This window comes from Streptomyces sp. NPDC055962 (genome assembly GCF_042270185.1).
Taxonomy (GTDB): domain Bacteria; phylum Actinomycetota; class Actinomycetes; order Streptomycetales; family Streptomycetaceae; genus Streptomyces.
Genome location: NZ_JBHJYN010000010.1, coordinates 226,348 through 244,545 on the forward strand (window position 1 = coordinate 226,348; position 18,198 = coordinate 244,545).

An 18,198-nucleotide genomic window follows, 5' to 3' on the forward strand; every position below is an offset into this window, starting at 1 on the left:
TCGGCGGGTGAGGCGGGGTGGGTGTTCTCCGTGACAATCCCGCCCTCTCCCTCTTCCTCTGCCTGGCGGCCGGCTACCTGGTCGGCAAACTCCGGGTGGGGCCCATCACGCTCGGCGGCATCTGCGGCACCCTGATCGTGTCGCTGCTCCTGGGCACCCAGCACATCAGCGTCGACGACGACGTCAAGACGGTCTTCTTCGCCCTGTTCATCTTCTCGCTGGGCTACATGGCCGGCCCTCAGTTCTTCGCCAACCTCAACCGCAGCAGTCTGCGCTTCTTCGCGCTCTGCCTGATCGAGCTGGTCTGCGTCCTCGGCATCGCCTACGGACTGGCCGAGGCCTTCGACCTGGACGTGGGCACCGCCGCCGGGATCCTGGCGGGAGCGGCCACCGAGTCCGCCGTCGTGGGCACGGCCACCGAGGCCATCGGCAAGCTCAGCGACCTGACCTCCGACCAGATCTCCCAGTACCAGGGGCACGTGGCCACCGCGTACACGGTCTGCTACCTGTTCGGCCTGATCACCATCGTGCTCTACACCAGCCAGATCATGCCGATGCTGCTCCGCATCAACCTCGCGGACGCCTCGCGCAAACTGTGGGAGAAGATGCGGGGCGGCGGGGGCGGTCTGGAGTCCGACGAGCGCGAGGCGCTGCCCGGCATGGTCGGCCGCACCTACCTGGTGACCCTGGCCGACGGCCGGACGGTCGGTGATCTGCAGAGCGCGTTCGGCGGCCGGATCACGGTCGAGGGGGTCAAGCGCGGCAGCAAGCTGCTCACCCCGGACCCAGGGCTGGAGCTGACGCTCAGCGACCTGGTCCAGGTGGTCGGCCTGCGGTCGGCCATCATCGAGGCGGGCCGGGAGATCGGCCCCGAGACGCCCGCCGTGCCGGGACTCGACACCCCGCTGGCCACCAGTCAGGTCGCCGTCACCGACAAGGAGACCGTGGGCGCGTCCATCGACCGCCTGCAGAAGCGTCACCCGGAGTTCCGCAAGGACGGCGTCTACATCACCGACGTCCTGCGGAACGACCAGCACCTGCCCGCGAGCGGGGAGACGACACTGGCCCGGGGCGACGTGCTCACCCTGGTCGGGGCCCGGGGCGGGCTGAACCGGCTGGTGGCGAAGCTCGGCGCGGTGGTGAAGAACGACTCCACCGACTTCATCTACCTGGGGTTCGGCATCGTCGCGGGCTCCCTGCTCGGCCAGATCGTGGTCAAGGCGGGGGACGTCCCGCTGTCGCTCGGCACCGGCGGCGGCTGCCTGATCTCCGGACTGGTCTTCGGCTGGTTCCGCTCCCGCAGCCAGACCTTCGGCGCGTTCCCGCCGCAGGCCGCGAGCACCCTGAAGGACATGGGCCTGGCCGTCTTCATCGCCTGCACCGGGCTGGCAGCCGGACCGCAGGCCTGGCCGCTGCTCAAGGAGTACGGGGCGCTGCTGCCGGTCGCCGGGATCGCCATGGTCCTCATCCCGGCGACGATCTCACTGGTCGTCGGGCGCAAGCTGCTGAAGATCGAGAAACCGCTCCTGATCGGTGCCATCGCCGGACAGCAGTGCTCCACCCCGGCGATCACCTCCATCACCCAGGTGGCCCAGAGCTCCGTACCGCTCCTCGGCTACACGATCACCTACACGCTCTCCAACTTCCTGCTCCCACTGACCGGGCCGATCCTCGTCGGCGTACTGGGGGCCTGACATGGTCGACTTCCTGAACCGCAACATCTTCCAGCCCCACCCGGAACTGCTCGTCTTCGTCGTGATCGCGCTCGGCTTCCTCCTCGGGAAGGTGCGCTACCGGGCGATCGCGCTGGGCGCGGTGACGGGCTGCCTGGTCGCCGGGCTGGTGCTGGGAGCGCAGTTCAAGGTGGAGATCGACGACACGGTGAAGAACCTGTTCTTCATCATGTTCCTGTTCGCCCTCGGCTACCGCGTCGGCCCGCAGTTCTTCCGGGGGCTGCGGAAGGACGGCCTGCCCCAGGTCGTCAACGCGGTCGTCGTCTGTGTGACGGGGCTGCTGGTCTCCTGGCTCTTCGCGAGCCTGCTCGGGTACGGTCCGGGGCTCGGCGCCGGCCTGATGAGCGGGGCCCTCACCCAGTCGGCCGCCATCGGTGTCGCCCAGGATGCCATCGGCACCCTGCCCGGGCTCTCCTCCGCCGAGGCGAAGTCCGAACAGAACCTGGTGGCCGTCGGGTACGCGGTGACGTACCCGCTCGGCACCATCCTCTGCGCGATGCTCCTGGCCAACGTGCTGCCCAAGCTCTACCGCAGGGACCTGGCGAAGGAGAGCGCCGAGCTCGCCGCCGAGATGGACACCCCGAACGACAGCCCGGACGAGGGCGAGGGCTACTACGAGGTGGTGCTGCGCGCCTACCGCGTGGAGCGCCCCGACCTGGCCGGCCGCTCCGTGGCGGACTTCGAGGACCAGCAGAAGCAGCTGGGGCGCCGCGTCTACCTCACCGCCGTCCGGCGTGACGGCACGGTCCTGGACCACGACCAGTCCCGCGTCCTGAAGGTGGGCGACACCGTCGCGGTCAGCGCGATCAGGGGCGACCTGGTCGCCTTCGACCCCCGTACGCACATCGGGACCGAGGCCGACGACGTCGAACTGCTCGGCTACCGCACCGAGACGCTGCACGTGGTGGCGTCCGAGAAGGCGCAGCTCGGCCGGACGATCGAGGAGCTGCGCCGGGAGCCGTTCATGGTCGGCGTCTACGTCGACACGCTGTACCGGGCCGGGGCGGAGTTCCCCTACCGGCTCTCCACCGAGCTGGAGCGGGGTGACACGGTGGTCCTCACCGGACCGGAGCGGCTGGTGGGCCCGGCGGCGAAGGCACTCGGCAAGCCGGTGCCGACGAGCTTCGCGACCGACATGGTCTGGGTGGGCCTCGGCATCTTCCTCGGCGGCTGCATCGGCATCCCGGCGCTGACCGCGGGCGGGGTGCCGATCTCGCTGTCCACCTCGGGCGGCGGCCTGATCATGGGCCTGGTCTTCGGCTGGATCCGCGGAAAGTATCCGACGTACGGAAACGTCCCGCCCGGTGCCCAGTGGTTCATGGACACGCTGGGGCTGTGCGTCTTCGTCGCCGTCGTCGGCATCAACGCCGGGCCGAGCTTCACCAGCGGGCTGTCCTCCGCCGGCTGGGGGCTGCTCGTCCTGGGCGCCGTCGCCACCGTCGTCCCGCTGATCGTGGGCTTCCTGGTCGGGCACTACGTCCAGAAGATCCGTTTCCCCGTGCTGATGGGCGTCCTGGCGGGCGGTCAGACCACCACGGCGGCGATCGGGGCCATCAACGAGACCTCCAGATCCCAGATCCCCACCCTCGGTTACACGATCCCGTACGCCGTCGGCAACGTCCTGCTGACGGTGTGGGGCGCCGTGATCGTCCTTCTCAACCACTGACCCGACACGACCTGCACGGGAGCGGACACCACCATGCCGAAGACGAGACTCAGCCGGGAAGAGATCCGGTCCTTCGCCCAGCTCTCCCCCTTCGAGCTGAAGGACAAGTTCATCCAGATCGCGACGGAGGCGCAGAGCGACAAGGCCGGCCAGAAGGGCATGGCCGCCCAGGCGATGCTCAACGCGGGCCGGGGCAACCCGAACTGGGTGGCCACCGGCCCCCGCGAGGCGTACCACGCACTCGGATACTTCGCGATCAGCGAGTCCAGGCGGGTGTGGACGGCCGACAACCTGGGCGGCATGCCCGAGGAGTCGGGCTGCGCCGCGCGCTTCGAACACTTCGTCCGCACGAACCCGGCCCTGCCCGGTATCGAGTTGCTGAAGGCGTGCATCGACCTGGCGGTGAAGCGCTTCGGCTTCGTGCCCGACGCCTTCGTGCACGAGCTGGCCGACTCATCCGTCGGTGACAACTACCCCGTGCCGGACCGCATCCTGCGCCACACCGAGCAGATCGTGCGGGGCTACCTCGCGGACGAGATGTTCGACCACCGGCCCCCCGAGGGGCAGACGATGAGCCTGTTCGCCACCGAGGGCGGCACGGCGGCCATGTGCTACATCTTCGACTCTTTGATGAAGAACGGGATTCTGGAGAAGGGCGACCGGATCGCCCTGATGGTCCCGGTGTTCACCCCGTACCTGGAGATCCCGGAGCTGGACACCTACGACTTCGACGTGGTGAGGGTGGAGGCCAGTCTCTTCACCGAGACCGGGGTGCGCCAGTGGCGCTACCCGACCGAGGAGATCGAGAAGCTCGCCGACCCGTCCGTGAAGATGGTCTGCTGCGTCAACCCGAGCAACCCGCCCTCGCTCGCCCTCTCCACCCGGGTCTCCGAGCAGATCGTCTCCCTGGTGGCCGAGCGCAACCCGAACCTGATCATCGTCACCGACGACGTGTACGGGACCTTCGTGGAGGGCTTCCGCTCCCTCGCCGCCGACCTGCCGCGCAACACGCTGCTCGTCTACTCCTACTCCAAGCACTACGGCGCGACCGGCTGGCGGCTCGGGGTGATCGGACTGCACGACGACAACGTGATCGACGAGATGCTGGCCGCGCAGTCCCCGGAGCAGAAGGCGCGGCTGGAGAAGCGGTACGGGACGCTGTCGCTGGAGCCGGGGAAGATCCGCTTCATCGACCGCCTTGTCGCGGACTCCCGGCAGGTGGCGCTGAACCACACCGCCGGGCTCTCGCTCCCGCAGCAGGTGATGATGGCGCTGTTCTCGCTCTTCGACATGCTGGACGAGGGCCAGGACTACAAGCACCGGATTCGCGCCATTGTCCGGCAGCGGCTCGACCTCCTCCTGGAGGGCGTCCACATGAAGATCTCGGAGGACCCGAAGCGGGCCGCCTACTACATCGAGCTGGATCTGCTGGCGGAGGCCGAGCGCGTGCACGGCAAGGAGTTCGCCGCCTTCCTGGAGCAGAACTACGAGCCCGTCGACCCGCTCTTCCGGCTCGCCGAGCAGACCTCCGTGGTGCTGCTCAACGGCGGAGGCTTCGACGGCCCCGAGTGGTCGGTCCGGGTCTCGCTCGCCAATCTGGACGACCTCGACTACCTGAAGATCGGCCACCACCTGCGCGTCATCTTCGACGAGTACGCGCAGGAGTGGCGCTCCGCGTAGCGGGCGGGGCGGGCCGCTACCTCGTCGCGGCCCGCTTCGGGGAGCTCTTCCACACGGACCGCACCACCCCGGCGGCCGCGATCAGGAAGCCCACCCCCATGAGCATGCACACCGCGTAGGCGACGGACGGGAAGGGGTCGGTGCCCAGGAACAGCGGGGCGACGGTGACGAGGGTGGCCAGTGCGCCGACGAAGAAGACGATCGCGCCGACCCGTACGAGCCGGTCGCCTGCACCTGAAGGAGTAGTACTCACCCGGCCAGGGTAGTTCCCCGCTCGGCGGAACCGGTCGGCGACGTCTTGTGTCCGGCTCCAGGGCCATTAGCCTGGGACACGGCGGGTCACAGACCCGCTGTACTGCTATCCGGAGCCCTTTCACGGCTCTCCCGCACACCGACGAGTACGAGGACGAGGACAGACGTGCCCACGGGTAAGGTCAAATGGTTCAATTCGGAAAAGGGCTTCGGCTTTCTTTCGCGCGACGACGGCGCCGACGTCTTCGTCCACTCCTCCGTACTCCCGGCCGGCGTCGAGGCACTCAAGCCCGGTCAGCGCGTCGAATTCGGTGTGGTCGCGGGCCAGCGCGGTGACCAGGCCCTGTCCGTCGTGATCCTCGACCCCACCCCGTCCGTCGCCGCCGCCCAGCGGCGCAGCCCGGACGAGCTGGCCTCGATCGTGCAGGACCTCACGACGGTGCTGGAGAACATCACGCCGATGCTGGAGCGGGGCCGCTACCCCGACAAGGCCGCCGGTGCGAAGATCGCGGGTCTGCTGAGGGCGGTCGCGGACCAGCTCGACGTCTGACGGACGGCCGGGCCCGAGCGGCCCGGCCTCCGCTGTCAGCGCGCGGTGACGGAGAGCGCGTCCGGGGCCAGTGCCGGGACGAGGCCCTCGGCCGCGGCCCGGGTCAGCAGGCCGCGGATCGCCGCGTAGCCGCTCTCGCCGAGGTCGGCGGTGAACTCGTTCACGTAGAGACCGATGTGCTGGTCGGCCACCGCCGGGTCCATCTCCTGGGCGTGCTCCAGGACGTACGGACGTGACCGCTCCGGGTCGTCCCAGGCCATCCGCACCGAGGTGCGGACCGACGCGGCGAGCCGCTCCAGCGTCTCCTGGCCCAGCGAGCGCTTGGCGATGATCGCGCCGAGCGGGATGGGCAGCCCGGTGGTCGACTCCCAGTGCTGCCCCATGTCGGCGAGGCTGTGCAGCCCGTAGTTCTGGTAGGTGAAGCGGGCCTCGTGGATCACGAGCCCGGCGTCCACCCGGCCGTCGCGCACCGCGGGCATGATCTCGTCGAACGGCATGACGACGATCTCGCCCACACCGCCCGGCACGACCTCGGCCGCCCACAGCCGGAACAGCAGGTAGGCGGTGGAGCGCTCGCTCGGCACGGCGACGGTCTTCCCCGTCAGGTCCGTGCCCGGCTCCTTCGTGAGGACGAGCGGCCCGCAGCCACGCCCCAGGGCACCGCCGCAGGGCAGCAGGGCGTACTCGTCGAGCACCCACGGCAGTACGGCGTAGGACACCTTCAGGACGTCGAACTCGCCGCGCTCGGCCATGCCGTTGGTGAGGTCGATGTCGGCGAACGTGACATCGAGGGCGGGCGCGCCCGGGACGCGGCCGTGGGCCCAGGCGTCGAAGACGAAGGTGTCGTTCGGGCACGGCGAGAAGGCGATCCGCAGCGCGGGGAGCGGTGCGCCGGCGGAGGCGGTCGCGGTGTCAGTCACGGTGTCGGTCGAGTCGGTCATGAAGGGTCCAACTTTCCACTACGGGTGCGGTCTTCCCGAACGCCCCGGTGAGCGCCGCGAGGGCGTCGCCGATGCGCCAGGCCGCGCGGTCGCGCGGGCCCACGGCGTTCGAGACGGCCCGGAGCTCCAGGGCCGGCAGGCCGAACCTGTCTGCGGCCTCGGCGACGCCGAAGCCCTCCATGGCCTCGGCGACGGCTCCGGGGTGCGCGGCCAGCAGGGCGGCGGTGCGAGCCGCGCTGCCGGTCACGGTGGAGACGGTGAGGACGGGGCCCGGCACCGCGCCGGTGGCCCCGGCCACGTCCCGTACGAGGGCGGCGGGCGGCAGGAACGAGTCCCTGCCGAAGCCGAGGCCGGTGACGGGCACGAAGCCGTCCGGGGTCTCGGCGCCCAGGTCCGCCGCGACGATGCCGGTGGCCACCACGAGGGAGCCGACGGGCGCGGCGGGAGCGAAGCCGCCGCCGATACCGGCCGAGACCACGAGCGCGTACGGCTCGGTGGCGGGCGCGGCGGCGAGGGCGCAGGCGGTGGCGGCAGCCGCGGCTGCCGGGCCCACACCGCCGGCGAGGACGTCGTACGGACCCGCCCGGTGCAGTTCGGCGCCCGGCACCGCGCGCACCGTGGGCTCACCCCCGAACGCACGCGTGACCGCGTCCCTTTCGGCCGGGACGGCGGTCACGACAAGCACCCGCACGGCGGTGGTCCTCGCGGTCGGAGGGGTCAGGAGGTCTTCCTGAGCTGGAAGTGCCAGACGCCCGTGAGCTTCTGACCCTTCGTCTCGACGATGCTGACCTGCGTCTTCGAGGCCGTGGTCTCGCCGGTCTGGCTGGCGAAGAAGGCGCTGCCGGGGATCGTCCGGTAGGTCTTCTTGTACGGCTCCTGCTCGGCCTGCTGGCCGTTGATGAAGAGGGTCCAGCCGTGGTCCGCGACCTCGGGGTCGACCCCGAAGTGGACCTTGTCGTCCATCGCCACCTCGACGGACTTCTCCGCCTTCTTGTTGAGGCAGCCCTGGATCTCGGACTCCTTGAGGGCGTTGCCGTCGTTGTAGCAGGCGGCCTCGGTGCTCACCGAGTTGTCGCCGACCGTCACGGTGGCGAGCGGCGTCGGCTTGTCGCAGGCGGACAGGACAAGGAGTCCCGCGGACACGGCACCAAGAGCGACGCCGATTCGACGGCCCTTACCGGAGAAGAACGCAACGGTCATGCGCCGAAGGTTATCGGTCGGTGCCGCTCACGCCACGCGGGGGTGCGGTGAGCCGCGCCGCGCGGCCCCCAGGAGGCCCCGTACGGAGGCGGCCGCGCCGAGGGCGAGGAGCCCGGCGGCGACGGACATGCCGAGTACTCCGTTGAGGGGGAGCGCGATGCCGATCGCCCCGCCGACGACCCAGGACATCTGGAGCAGCGTCTCCGAGCGGGCGAAGGCGGAGGTGCGCACCTCCTCCGGGACGTCGCGCTGGATCATCGCGTCCAGAGACAGCTTCGACAGGGCCTGGGTGAAACCGGCGACCGCGGCGAGGGCGGCCACCATCACCGTGCTGAAGAACACCGCCGCGAGGACGGCGACGCCCAGGGCGAGACCCAGCACCGTCGCGACGATCACCTCCGGGCCGCGGGCCCTGAGCCAGGAGCCCACCGCCGTGCCGCAGGCGTTGCCCGCACCGGCCGCGACGCCCACGATGCCGAGGGAGACGGCGGCGCTCTGCCCGGCCAAGGGGTGCTCGCGCAGGAGGAACGCCAGGAAGAAGATGAGGAACCCGGAGAGGGCGCGGTGCGCGGCGTTCGCCTGGAGGCCGTGCAGGACGGACGGTCCGACGGACCGCAGCCCCGGCGGCTTCTCCCGTCCGTTCCTGCGGCGGATCCTCGTGCTGCCGCTCCGGCCCCCCTTGGAGGTACGGGGGAGGGGAGCCGGGGCCGCCTCCTCGTGAGGGGGGACGAGGCGGGCCCTGCGCTCGCCCTTCGCGGAGTCGACCTTGTGGGGCAGCGTGAAGGCGAGCACGGTCCCGCCCAGGAAGATCGTGCAGGCGCCGTACAGGGGCCAGGGGGAGCCGATGCTCTGGAGCCCCGCCCCGATCGGCGCCGCGATGCCCGTCGCCAGCAGACCGGCCAGGGTGACCCGCGAATTGGCCTTCACCAGGGAGAAGCGGGGCGGCAGGAGACGCGGGACGACGGCGCTGCGCACCACGCCGTACGCCTTCGAGCAGACCAGGACGCCGAGGGCTGCCGGATAGAGCTCCAGGCCGCCCGTGGCCACCGCGCCCGACATGGTGATCGCGAGGACCGCACGGGCGAACATCGCGCCGGCCATCGCGGCGCGGCGGCCGTGCGGCAGCCGGTCCAGGAGGGGGCCGACCACCGGGGCGAGCAGGGTGAAGGGGGCCATCGTGACCGCGAGGTAGAGGGCGACGCGTCCGCGTGCCTCGTCCGTCGGTACGGAGAAGAACACCGTGGAGGCGAGCGCCACGGTGATCATGACGTCGCCCGCACCGTTGACCGCGTGGAGTTCGATCAGCTTGCCGAGGCCGGACTCGCCCGCCCCGTGAGCGTGCGTCGCCTTGCGGATCCCCCGCGCGGTGCCCGTGAACGGGGCGCGCAGGGCACGCCCCATCGCCCGGACCGCCCTGCGGAGCGGACCGGATCCGTCGGACGACCTGGCGGCGGTCACGGAGTCATAGTGCCCCACGCCCCGCTGTCACGAACCGATGAACGGGCCGGGGCGTGGCGCCGGACGCTCCGTCGGGTGAGTCGTCCCCGGCCGGTGGACGGCCGGGGACGCAGCGCCGGAACCCCGGGTGTTCCGGGCGGATCCGGCTCCGTCCGGCGGCGGATCCGAACGCCGTCCGGAAGGGTTCCGGGCCTGTTTGGGACGGGCAGGTGGGCGCGGGGCGGCGGAGAGGGTAGCGTGCACTCACGCGCCACCGGCGGTTGTTCTTGGCCGCGCGCCTCTCCGCGATCCCGCAGAATGGGGGGCAGAAGGCGCGCCCGAGGCAGGCACAACGGGTGTGGACGTCGACGCGGCCCCCAGGTCCGCTCCGCTCACAACTGTCATGGCCGAAATCGGACATCGATGGAGCTGCTGGCGCGCTCGTGAGACGGCGTATGGAGAGAAGCGAGACCTGTGAGTGCTGCGACGACGCGAAGCCGTACGGCCCGTACCCCCGCCCCCGACCGTCTGTGCGCCGAGGCGGTAGACCTCGCACGCGCGGCGGCGGAGGAGGCCGCCGCGCCAGGAGTGGTGGGTGAGCACGTGGCCCTGGTCTCCGAGGGGGACCGGGTCGTCACGCACTACTTCGAGTCCAAGGAACCCGGCTACCGGGGCTGGCGCTGGGCGGTGACGGTCGCCAGGGCCTCCCGCGCCAAGAACGTCACCCTTGACGAAACGGTGCTGCTGCCCGGCTCCGACGCGCTCCTCGCCCCCGAGTGGGTGCCCTGGAGCGAGCGGCTGCGCCCCGGCGACATGGGCCCCGGCGACCTCCTGCCCACGGAGGCGGAGGACCCGCGCCTGGAGCCCGGCTGGACCGGCGAGGACGAGCCCCTGCCGAACTCCGCCGTCTCCGAGGTGTCGCAGGAGCTGGCCGCCCTGGCCGACTCCGAGGACGCGGAGCTCACCACGCTGCCCACGACGAGCCGCGGCTCGATCGCCGCGGTCGCGGAGGAGCTCGGCACACGGCGTGCCCGGGTGCTGTCCCGGTACGGCCTGGGGCTGGCGGCCGACCGGTGGGACGAGGAGTTCGGCGCGAAGACCCCCATGGCGCAGGCGGCGCCCGCGTCCTGCGTGACGTGCGCCTTCCTCGTGCCGATGGCGGGCTCCCTCAAGCAGGCCTTCGGGGTCTGCGCGAACGAGTTCGCCCCGGCGGACGGCCGCGTGGTCTCCCTCGCGTACGGCTGCGGAGGCCACTCCGAGGCGGCGGTCATGCCGAAGCCCCCGAAGCCCACGCCGCATGCGCTGGACACGATGCGGGTGGACGAGTACGCGCTGCGCCCCTCCGACGACTCCGGCTCGGTCCCCTCCCAGCCCGACGGCTCGACGGAGGACCTGGGCCACTCCTGAGGCTCCGGCCGCCGCCGGGGTGCGCGGGCACGCCGGCCGCGGCCCGGAGTCCCCGGGCCGCTTCCCTCCCGGGCGCGCCGGCCGGCGTCTCCCTTCCGGTGCATCGCGGACGACGCCCCGGGCGGGGGTGCGGCCGTGCCCCGGTGCCGGGGCGCCGGCGGCGTTCACGGTCGCGGTACCTTCGGGCGCACACTGGGCGTCACGGGTCACCGGAAGAGCGGAGTACGAGCGTGGGCATGAATGCGACCGAGGGGGCCGATCCGTTCGGGACGGCGCGACTGCGGCGCGGCGTGCTCGACGCCTGGGGTGCGGGCCCCGCCCGCTTCCGGGAGGACGCCAACGCCGAGGAGGACCTCGCCCTGGGCGGCTACCGTGACCGCCTGGTCGTCGAGCTGGCCCAGAACGCCGCCGACGCCGCCGCCCGCGCCGGAGTCCCCGGCCGGCTCCGTCTCACCCTGCACGACGGGCCGGAGGGCACGGCCGTCCTGGCCGCCGCCAACACCGGCGCACCCCTGGACGCCACCGGCGTCGAGTCGCTGAGCACCCTGCGGGCCTCCGCCAAGCGCGAGGGCCACGAGTCGTCCGTCGGCCGCTTCGGCGTCGGCTTCGCCGCGGTGCTGGCCGTCAGCGACGAGCCCGCGGTGATCGGGCGCCACGGCGGTGTCCGCTGGTCCCTCGCGGAGGCTCGCGACCTCGCGCGGCAGGCGTCCGTCGGCAGCCCCGGTCTCGGCGACGAACTGCGGCGCCGCGACGGACACGTACCGCTGCTCCGCCTTCCGCTGCCCGCCGAGGGGACCGCGCCCGACGGCTACGACACCGTCGTCGTCCTGCCGCTGCGCGACGGAGTCGCCGAGGACCTGGTGGGCCGCCTGCTCGACGGCGTCGACGACGCCCTGCTCCTCACCCTGCCCGGCCTCGACGAGCTCGTGATCGAGACCCCCGACGGCACGCGGACGCTGCGCCGCTCGCAGGACGGCCCGTACACGCACATCGACGACTCCGCGCGCGGTCTGCACCGCTGGCGCACCGTCGCCGGCCACGGCCCCCTGGAGCCCGCGCTGCTGGCCGACCGGCCCGTCGAGGAACGGCTCCGGCCGCACTGGTCCGTGACCTGGGCCGTGCCGGTGGACGAGGACGGGGCGCCCCAGCACCCCCGTACGGCGCCCGTCGTGCACGCGCCGACCCCCACCGACGAGCCCCTCGGCGTCCCCGCGCTGCTGATCGCCTCGCTGCCGCTGGACACCACCCGCAGGCACCCCGCGCCGGGCCCGCTGACCGACTTCCTGGTGGAGCGCGCGGCCGATGCCTATGCGGATCTGCTCGCCGGGTGGGAGCCCGTGTCCGTCGCGACGATCTCCCTGGTGCCGGGTCCGCTCGGCAAGGGGCAGCTCGACGGCGCCCTGCGGGGCGCGATCCTCCAGCGGCTGCCCCGGGTCGCCTTCCTGGAGCCGGCCGCGCCCAGGGACCCGGCGGAGGCCGCAGGCCAGTGGGACGACTGGGACGGTTCCGGGGTCCCGCGCCGGGACACGACGGCGCTGCGCCCGGTCGAGGCCGAGGTGGTCGAGGGCGTGGGCGCGGAGACCGTACGGGTCCTCGCCGAGGTCCTGCCCTGCCTGCTGCCCGCCGGTCTGGAGCGCCGCACCGAGCTGCGCACGCTCGGCGTGGCCAGGGTCCCACTGACCGAGGCCGTCGACCGGCTGGCCGGTCTGGAGCGCGACCCGGAGTGGTGGCGGCGGCTGTACGACAGCCTGGCCGGCGTGGATCCCGACCGGCTCTCGGGACTGCCCGTGCCCCTCGCGGGTCCCGCGGACGTGCCCCGCACGACCATCGGTCCCCGCCAGGTCCTCCTGCCGCTGCCGGACGGGCTGACCTCGTCCGTCCTGGACAAGCTGGCACGCCTCGGTCTGAAGGTGGCGCATCCGGAGGCCGCCCACCCCCTGCTGGAGAAGCTGGGAGCCCTGCCCGCCACCCCCCGGGCCGTCCTGACGACCCCGCAGGTCCGGGCGGCCGTCGCCGCTTCGCTGGACGCGGGCGAGATCTGGGACGAGGACGCCCTGGACGCGGAGGAGCTCGCCGACACCGTCCTCACCCTCGTGCGCGACGCGGACCTCGCGCCCGGTGACGAGCCCTGGCTCGGCGCGCTGGCCCTGCCCGACGAGGACGGCGAGCCCGCGCCCGCCGGTGAACTCGTGCTGCCGGACAGTGCGTTCGCCCAGGTGATGCGTGAGGGCGAACTCGCCCTGTGCGACGCGGAACTGGCCGAACGCTGGGGCGAGCAGCCGCTGACCGCCTGCGGGGTGCTGGCCACCTTCGCCCTCGTACGGGCCACCGACGTCGTCCTGGACCCGGACGAACTGGAGCCCCGCGACGGCGACTTCGCCGAGGCCGACGACCCCGGGCTCCTCGACGCCGTCGACGTCTGGTGCGAGGACGTCCTGGACCAGCTCCCGGACACCCCGGTCCCGCCGGTCGCCACCGAACTCGTCGCCGTACGCGACCTGGACCTCGTCGACGACGACGCCTGGCCGCAGGCCCTGGCGATGCTGGCCCGGCCGCCGCTGCGCGACGCGCTGACCCAGCCGGTCCGGGTGCTGCTCCCGGACGGCACGACGCAGTCCGTGCGCCCGTACACCGCCTGGTGGCTGCGCGACCACCCCGTGCTCGACGGCCGCCGCCCGGCCGGCCTGCGCGCCGCGGGCGGCGACCCGCGCCTGGAAGGGCTGTACGACTCGGCCGACGCGACGGGCTTCGACGACGCGCAGGTGCTGCGCGCCCTCGGCGTACGGACCTCGGTGGCCGCGCTTCTGGACGAGCCGGGCGGCGCGGCCGAGCTGCTGGGCCGGCTCGCGGACGAGGAGCGTCCCGTCGGTCCCGTGCAGCTGCACTCGCTGTACACGGCGCTCGCCGAGCTGGACCCCGAACAGGTCACGCTGCCCGACGAGCTCCGGGCCGTGGTGGACGACGAGGTGAGGGTCGCCGACGCGGCGGACGTCGTCATCGCGGACGCCCCGGACCTGCTGCCGCTGACCGCCGGGCTCGCCCTGCTGCCGGTGGCCCCGGCACGCGCGGCGGAGCTGGCCGACCTCCTCCAGGTGCGGCGGCTCGGCGAGAGCGTCGAGGCCGTCGTGACGACGGAGGGCGAGGAGCACCAGGTGCCGGAATCCGTACGGATCCTGCTCGGGGCCGGGACCCCGGACACCTATGTCGAGCACGGCGAGCTGCGCGCCGGAGGCGTCGAGCTGGACTGGCGCCGCACGCCGGACGGCGTGGTCCACGCGTCCACGGTCGAGGGCGTGGCCGCCGGACTGGCCTGGGCGGCCGGCCAGTGGCCGCGCCGCTTCGAGGTGGCCGCGCTGATGGAGGACCCGTCCCGCACGGAGGAGCTGGCCCGGGACCGCTGGTTCGACTGACCGTGTCCGCGCCGGGTCTCACAGCTCCTTGACGTACCGGTGCGCGTGGGAGAGCGAGGCCAGCGGGTGGCGGTCACGGACGGCCTTGACCGCGGCGACGTCTCCCCGCGCGTCGCGTACGGTGCGGACCTCGTCCTCGTCGACCTGGCCCCGGAATCCCTCGTAGGTTCCGTAGCGGTCCTGGAACGCGCGCTTCCGCTTGCGGAGGGCGCGGTCACCGGCGAAGGCCGACACCGCGCCGACGATTCCGGCAGCGACGGCTCCCGTGAGCGGGTCGATCATCGGTGTCTCCTCTGCGAGGGGCGCGCCCCGTCACGGAGGCTGCCGCACGAACGGTGTGGCATGTGAAGGACGTGCCGGTACGGCGCTGGGCGGTGTGCCAGGTCAGCACAGCCGAGGAGTCGCACAGCTGATCCGATCTTCACAGAAAAGTTTCTTTATTCGCACAACCATTCATTCATATGAACGGTCTGGATCGGTGGAGTCAGCAGACTCATCGACCACATCGGGGTCCGTCGGACGAGGGACTTGCCACGGGCCCCCTTCTCCACTTGGGGAACACATGCGTATTCGTGCCACTGTCGCCGCTCTTTCCGGCGCCCTGGCCCTGTCCGCTCTCGCCGTTCCGGCGGCGCAGGCGGGCGACCAGGCTGTTCCGAGCCTGGACAAGCCCTCCGCCGCCGATGTGTTCGGCACCGGGACGAAGGCTCCCCGCGCCGCGGCGCGGGCCGCCGTGACGAACCCCGTCATCTCCAAGGTCGTCGTCAACGGCGGCAAGGACGTCGTCGTCGGCACCACGGCCGCGAAGACGTTCACCGTCTCCGTCACCGCCTCGCACCCGACCGGCATCGTCGACGGCTACATCGACCTGTGGCACGGGACGGACATCGACGAGGGCCTCGACGGGGTGCTGCTCCCGAACGAGGAGGCGGCGTCCTGCAAGAACTCCAGCGCCACCACCGCCACCTGCTCGATGACGATCACGGCCTACCCCGGCTACGACCTGTACAAGAACCTGCTGGCCGGTACCTGGAAGGTGACCGCGGGCGCGCTCGCGGGCGACCAGACGGTCGCGTGGAACGACTACCAGGCCACGGCCCGTGTCCAGCGCCTCTCCAAGCTGACCGTCAACGCCGCCCCGGAGCCCGTCAAGAAGGGCGCGACCATCACGGCCACGGGCAAGCTCTCGCGTGCCAACTGGGAGAACGGCACCTACATGGGCTACACCTCGCAGCCCGTGAAGCTTCAGTTCCGCAAGAAGGCCAGCAGCACCTACACCACCGTCAAGACCATCAACACGAACAGCACCGGCTCGCTGAAGACCACGGTCAAGGCCGTGGAGGACGGCTACTGGCGCTACAGCTTCGTCGGCACCTCGACCACCCCGACCGTCACCACCGCGGGTGACTTCGTCGACGTGAAGTAGGCGTCCGAGCAGTCGGTGACGTAGTCACGAACGGAAGCGGCGGCCGACCAGCCTCCAGGCCATCTCCAGGACGGCCGCCGCGACCACCGCGATCCCCACCGCCGCCCACGGCATCGTCGTCCCCACCAGCTTCAGCGCGAAGAAGTCCTGGAGCCACGGCACGGCGAGCACGACGAGGAAGCACAGGCCCATCGCGGCCACCAGGGAGATCCGCCACCAGGTGTAGGGCCGGGCGATGATCGCCAGGACCCACATCGAGACCAGGAACAGGGTGAGCGTCGCGGCGCTCGTCTCCGCGTCCAGCGCGCCCGTACCGGCGTAGTGGTGCCGGGCCAGCAGATACGTGGTGAAGGTGGCCGCCGCCGCGATGGTCCCGGACGGGATCGCGTACCGCATGACCCGGCGCACGAAGTGCGGCTGGGCCCGTTCCTTGTTGGGGGCGAGCGCCAGGAAGAACGCCGGTACGCCGATCGTCAGCGTGGAGAGCAGCGTCAGGTGGCGCGGCAGGAACGGGTACTCCACCTGGAAGCAGACCACCAGGACCGCCAGCAGCACCGAGTAGACCGTCTTCGTCAGGAAGAGGGTGGCGACCCGGGTGATGTTGCCGATGACCCGGCGCCCCTCGGCCACGACCGACGGCAGCGTCGCGAAGCTGTTGTCCATCAGCACGATCTGGGCCACCGCGCGGGTCGCCTCGGAGCCCGAGCCCATCGAGACGCCGATGTCGGCGTCCTTCAGCGCGAGCACGTCGTTGACGCCGTCGCCGGTCATCGCGACGGTGTGACCGCGTGACTGGAGCGCTGCGACCATGTCCCGCTTCTGCTGCGGCGTGACCCTTCCGAAGACCGCGTTCCGCTCGATCTCCGTCGCCATGTCGTCCCGGTCACCGGGCAGCCGGCGGGCGTCCAGGGCGTGCTCGGCACCCGGCATCCCCAGCTTCTGGGCCACCGCGCCCACCGAGACGGCGTTGTCGCCCGAGATGACCTTCGCGGCGACCTTCTGGTCGTCGAAGTAGGCCAGGGTCTCCCCGGCGTCGGGCCGCAGGCGCTGCTCCAGGACGACGAGCGCGGCGGGTTCGGCCCCGGAGGCCGCGTCGGGGGCGTCCAGCGCGCCCCTCGCGCGGGCCAGGAGCAGGACCCGCAGGCCCTGTTCGTTGAGGTGGCCGGTCTCGGCGAGGGCGGGGTCGCCGGAGGACAGCAGGACGTCGGGGGCGCCCAGCAGCCAGGCGGAGGTGACGCCGTCGTCCTCGGAGAAGGCGGCACCGCTGTACTTGCGGGCCGAGGAGAACGGCAGGGTCTGTGTGACGCCCCAGCCCTCACCGTCCGGGTAGGCGTCGATGATGGCCTGGAGGCTGGCGTTCGGCCTCGGGTCGGAGGAGCCGAGGGCGCCCAGCACACGTCGGACGTACTCCTCGTCGGAGCCGTTCAGCGGGCGGACCTCGGTGACGTCCATGCCGCCCTCGGTGAGGGTGCCCGTCTTGTCCAGGCAGACGACGTCGACCCGGGCCAGGCCCTCGATGGCGGGCAGTTCCTGCACGAGGCACTGCTTGCGGCCGAGCCGAATGACGCCGATCGCGAAGGCGACCGAGGTGAGCAGGACCAGGCCCTCAGGGATCATCGGGACGATGCCGCCGACCGTGCGGGCGACCGAGTCCTTGAAGTTGTTGTCCTTGACGACCAACTGGCTGATGACGAGCCCGATCGCGGTCGGCACCATCATCCACGTCACGTACTTGAGGATCGTGCTGATGCCGCTGCGCAGCTCCGACCGGACGAGGGTGAAGCGGGACGCCTCCTCGGCGAGCTGCGCGGCGTAGGCCTCCCGGCCGACCCTGGTGGCGGTGAAGGCGCCGCCGCCCGCGACGACGAAGCTGCCCGACATCACCGGGTCGCCGGACCGCTTGACGACGGGGTCGGCCTCGCCCGTCAGGAGGGACTCGTCGATCTCCAGGCCGTCGGCCTCGACGACCGTGCCGTCGACGACGGCCTTGTCCCCGGGGCCCAGCTCGACGAGGTCGCCGAGGACGATCTCGGAGACGGAGACCTCGGTGGGGGCCCCGTCGCGCCGCACGGTGGGTTTCGCCTCGCCGATCACCGCGAGGCTGTCCAGGGTCTTCTTGGCGCGCCACTCCTGGACGATGCCGATGCCCGTGTTGGCGATGATCACGAAGCCGAAGAGGCTGTCCTGGATCGGCGCGACGAACAGCATGATCACCCAGAGCACGCCGATGATCAGGTTGAACCGGGTGAGGACGTTCGCGCGGACGATCTCGGTGACCGACCGGGACGAGCGGACCGGTACGTCGTTGACCTCGCCCCGGGCGACCCGCTCGGCGACCTCGGCGGTGGTCAGGCCGCCCGGTGGCGCGGGTGGGGGAGAGGTCCGTACGGGGTCCGGCTGCTCACCGGAGGAGTCGAGTGCCCGCTGCGTCATGATTGCGACCGTACGGGCGGACGAAGCGATTCACCCGCCGGACGGCGGAAGGTCGGACCCGGG

Annotated in this window: 14 protein-coding genes; 7 read left to right on the forward strand and 7 right to left on the reverse strand. The window is 71.9% G+C overall.

The annotated features are described in order from the left end of the window. Positions 1–17 precede the first annotated feature (17 nt). From aspT (ACFC51_RS26475) to ACFC51_RS26485, 3 genes are read left to right on the forward strand one after another with little or no spacing between them, the layout of a single operon-like run. Positions 18–1,694 (forward strand): aspartate-alanine antiporter, encoded by a 1,677-nt coding sequence (gene aspT / locus ACFC51_RS26475; protein ID WP_376531158.1) that lies wholly within the window; start codon positions 18–20, stop codon positions 1,692–1,694. A gap of 1 nt (position 1,695) precedes the next feature. After that, positions 1,696–3,399 (forward strand): aspartate-alanine antiporter, encoded by a 1,704-nt coding sequence (gene aspT, locus ACFC51_RS26480; RefSeq protein WP_376369277.1) that lies wholly within the window; start codon positions 1,696–1,698, stop codon positions 3,397–3,399. Between the two features lie 33 nt (positions 3,400–3,432). Further along, complete coding sequence (locus ACFC51_RS26485; protein ID WP_376369276.1) at positions 3,433–5,079, forward strand: bifunctional aspartate transaminase/aspartate 4-decarboxylase; 1,647 nt, start codon at positions 3,433–3,435, stop codon at positions 5,077–5,079. 16 nt (positions 5,080–5,095) lie between these two features. Here ACFC51_RS26485 and ACFC51_RS26490 read toward each other — a convergent pair whose 3' ends face one another. Further along, positions 5,096–5,332 (reverse strand): hypothetical protein, encoded by a 237-nt coding sequence (locus tag ACFC51_RS26490; protein ID WP_376369275.1) that lies wholly within the window; start codon positions 5,330–5,332, stop codon positions 5,096–5,098. A gap of 165 nt (positions 5,333–5,497) precedes the next feature. Between ACFC51_RS26490 and ACFC51_RS26495 the strand changes: the two genes are divergently transcribed. Continuing rightward, positions 5,498–5,881, forward strand: coding sequence for a cold-shock protein (locus ACFC51_RS26495; RefSeq protein ID WP_329231467.1), 384 nt, complete (start codon positions 5,498–5,500; stop codon positions 5,879–5,881). Between the two features lie 35 nt (positions 5,882–5,916). On the opposite strand, the gene ACFC51_RS26500 is transcribed toward ACFC51_RS26495, so the two are convergent. Genes ACFC51_RS26500 through ACFC51_RS26515 form a run of 4 tightly spaced genes read right to left on the reverse strand, consistent with a single transcriptional unit; the run spans position 5,917 to position 9,480 of the window. After that, the gene (locus tag ACFC51_RS26500) at positions 5,917–6,822 is read right to left on the reverse strand and encodes a 1,4-dihydroxy-6-naphthoate synthase (protein ID WP_376369274.1); all 906 of its coding nucleotides are present in this window, start codon (positions 6,820–6,822) and stop codon (positions 5,917–5,919) included. After that, positions 6,794–7,513, reverse strand: a complete 720-nt coding sequence (locus ACFC51_RS26505) for a futalosine hydrolase (RefSeq protein ID WP_376531159.1) — start codon at positions 7,511–7,513, stop codon at positions 6,794–6,796. Before ACFC51_RS26505 ends, ACFC51_RS26500 begins: the two co-directional genes overlap by 29 nt. A gap of 26 nt (positions 7,514–7,539) precedes the next feature. Beyond that, complete coding sequence (locus ACFC51_RS26510; protein ID WP_376531161.1) at positions 7,540–8,022, reverse strand: DUF2771 domain-containing protein; 483 nt, start codon at positions 8,020–8,022, stop codon at positions 7,540–7,542. 27 nt (positions 8,023–8,049) lie between these two features. Beyond that, positions 8,050–9,480 (reverse strand): MFS transporter, encoded by a 1,431-nt coding sequence (locus tag ACFC51_RS26515; protein ID WP_376369271.1) that lies wholly within the window; start codon positions 9,478–9,480, stop codon positions 8,050–8,052. A gap of 453 nt (positions 9,481–9,933) precedes the next feature. On the opposite strand from ACFC51_RS26515, the gene ACFC51_RS26520 reads away from it, so the two are divergent. Together ACFC51_RS26520 and ACFC51_RS26525 are read left to right on the forward strand one after the other, a co-directional pair. Continuing rightward, positions 9,934–10,866, forward strand: coding sequence for a DUF3027 domain-containing protein (locus ACFC51_RS26520; RefSeq protein ID WP_376369270.1), 933 nt, complete (start codon positions 9,934–9,936; stop codon positions 10,864–10,866). A gap of 236 nt (positions 10,867–11,102) precedes the next feature. Then, the gene (locus tag ACFC51_RS26525; RefSeq protein ID WP_376369269.1) at positions 11,103–14,276 is read left to right on the forward strand and encodes a sacsin N-terminal ATP-binding-like domain-containing protein; all 3,174 of its coding nucleotides are present in this window, start codon (positions 11,103–11,105) and stop codon (positions 14,274–14,276) included. A gap of 18 nt (positions 14,277–14,294) precedes the next feature. Here the strand turns inward: ACFC51_RS26525 and ACFC51_RS26530 are convergent, their stop codons facing one another. Next, entirely contained in the window at positions 14,295–14,558 is a 264-nt protein-coding gene (locus ACFC51_RS26530; protein WP_376369268.1) for a hypothetical protein, read from the reverse strand. 280 nt (positions 14,559–14,838) lie between these two features. Between ACFC51_RS26530 and ACFC51_RS26535 the strand changes: the two genes are divergently transcribed. Then, entirely contained in the window at positions 14,839–15,702 is an 864-nt protein-coding gene (locus ACFC51_RS26535) for a calcium-binding protein (RefSeq protein WP_376531163.1), read from the forward strand. Positions 15,703–15,726: 24 nt separating this feature from the next. Here the strand turns inward: ACFC51_RS26535 and ACFC51_RS26540 are convergent, their stop codons facing one another. Continuing rightward, a complete protein-coding gene (locus tag ACFC51_RS26540; protein ID WP_376531165.1) occupies positions 15,727–18,135 on the reverse strand; it encodes an HAD-IC family P-type ATPase in 2,409 nt (802 codons plus the stop codon). Positions 18,136–18,198: the final 63 nt, after the last annotated feature.

Coding starts and splice junctions, on each gene's coding strand:
- aspT (WP_376369277.1), top strand. CDS start 1,696: ATGGTCGACTTCCTGAACCGCAACATCTTCCAGCCCCACCCGGAACTG.
- ACFC51_RS26485 (WP_376369276.1), top strand. CDS start 3,433: ATGCCGAAGACGAGACTCAGCCGGGAAGAGATCCGGTCCTTCGCCCAG.
- ACFC51_RS26500 (WP_376369274.1), bottom strand. CDS start 6,822: ATGACCGACTCGACCGACACCGTGACTGACACCGCGACCGCCTCCGCC.
- ACFC51_RS26510 (WP_376531161.1), bottom strand. CDS start 8,022: ATGACCGTTGCGTTCTTCTCCGGTAAGGGCCGTCGAATCGGCGTCGCT.
- ACFC51_RS26525 (WP_376369269.1), top strand. CDS start 11,103: ATGAATGCGACCGAGGGGGCCGATCCGTTCGGGACGGCGCGACTGCGG.
- ACFC51_RS26530 (WP_376369268.1), bottom strand. CDS start 14,558: ATGATCGACCCGCTCACGGGAGCCGTCGCTGCCGGAATCGTCGGCGCG.
- ACFC51_RS26535 (WP_376531163.1), top strand. CDS start 14,839: ATGCGTATTCGTGCCACTGTCGCCGCTCTTTCCGGCGCCCTGGCCCTG.
- ACFC51_RS26540 (WP_376531165.1), bottom strand. CDS start 18,135: ATGACGCAGCGGGCACTCGACTCCTCCGGTGAGCAGCCGGACCCCGTA.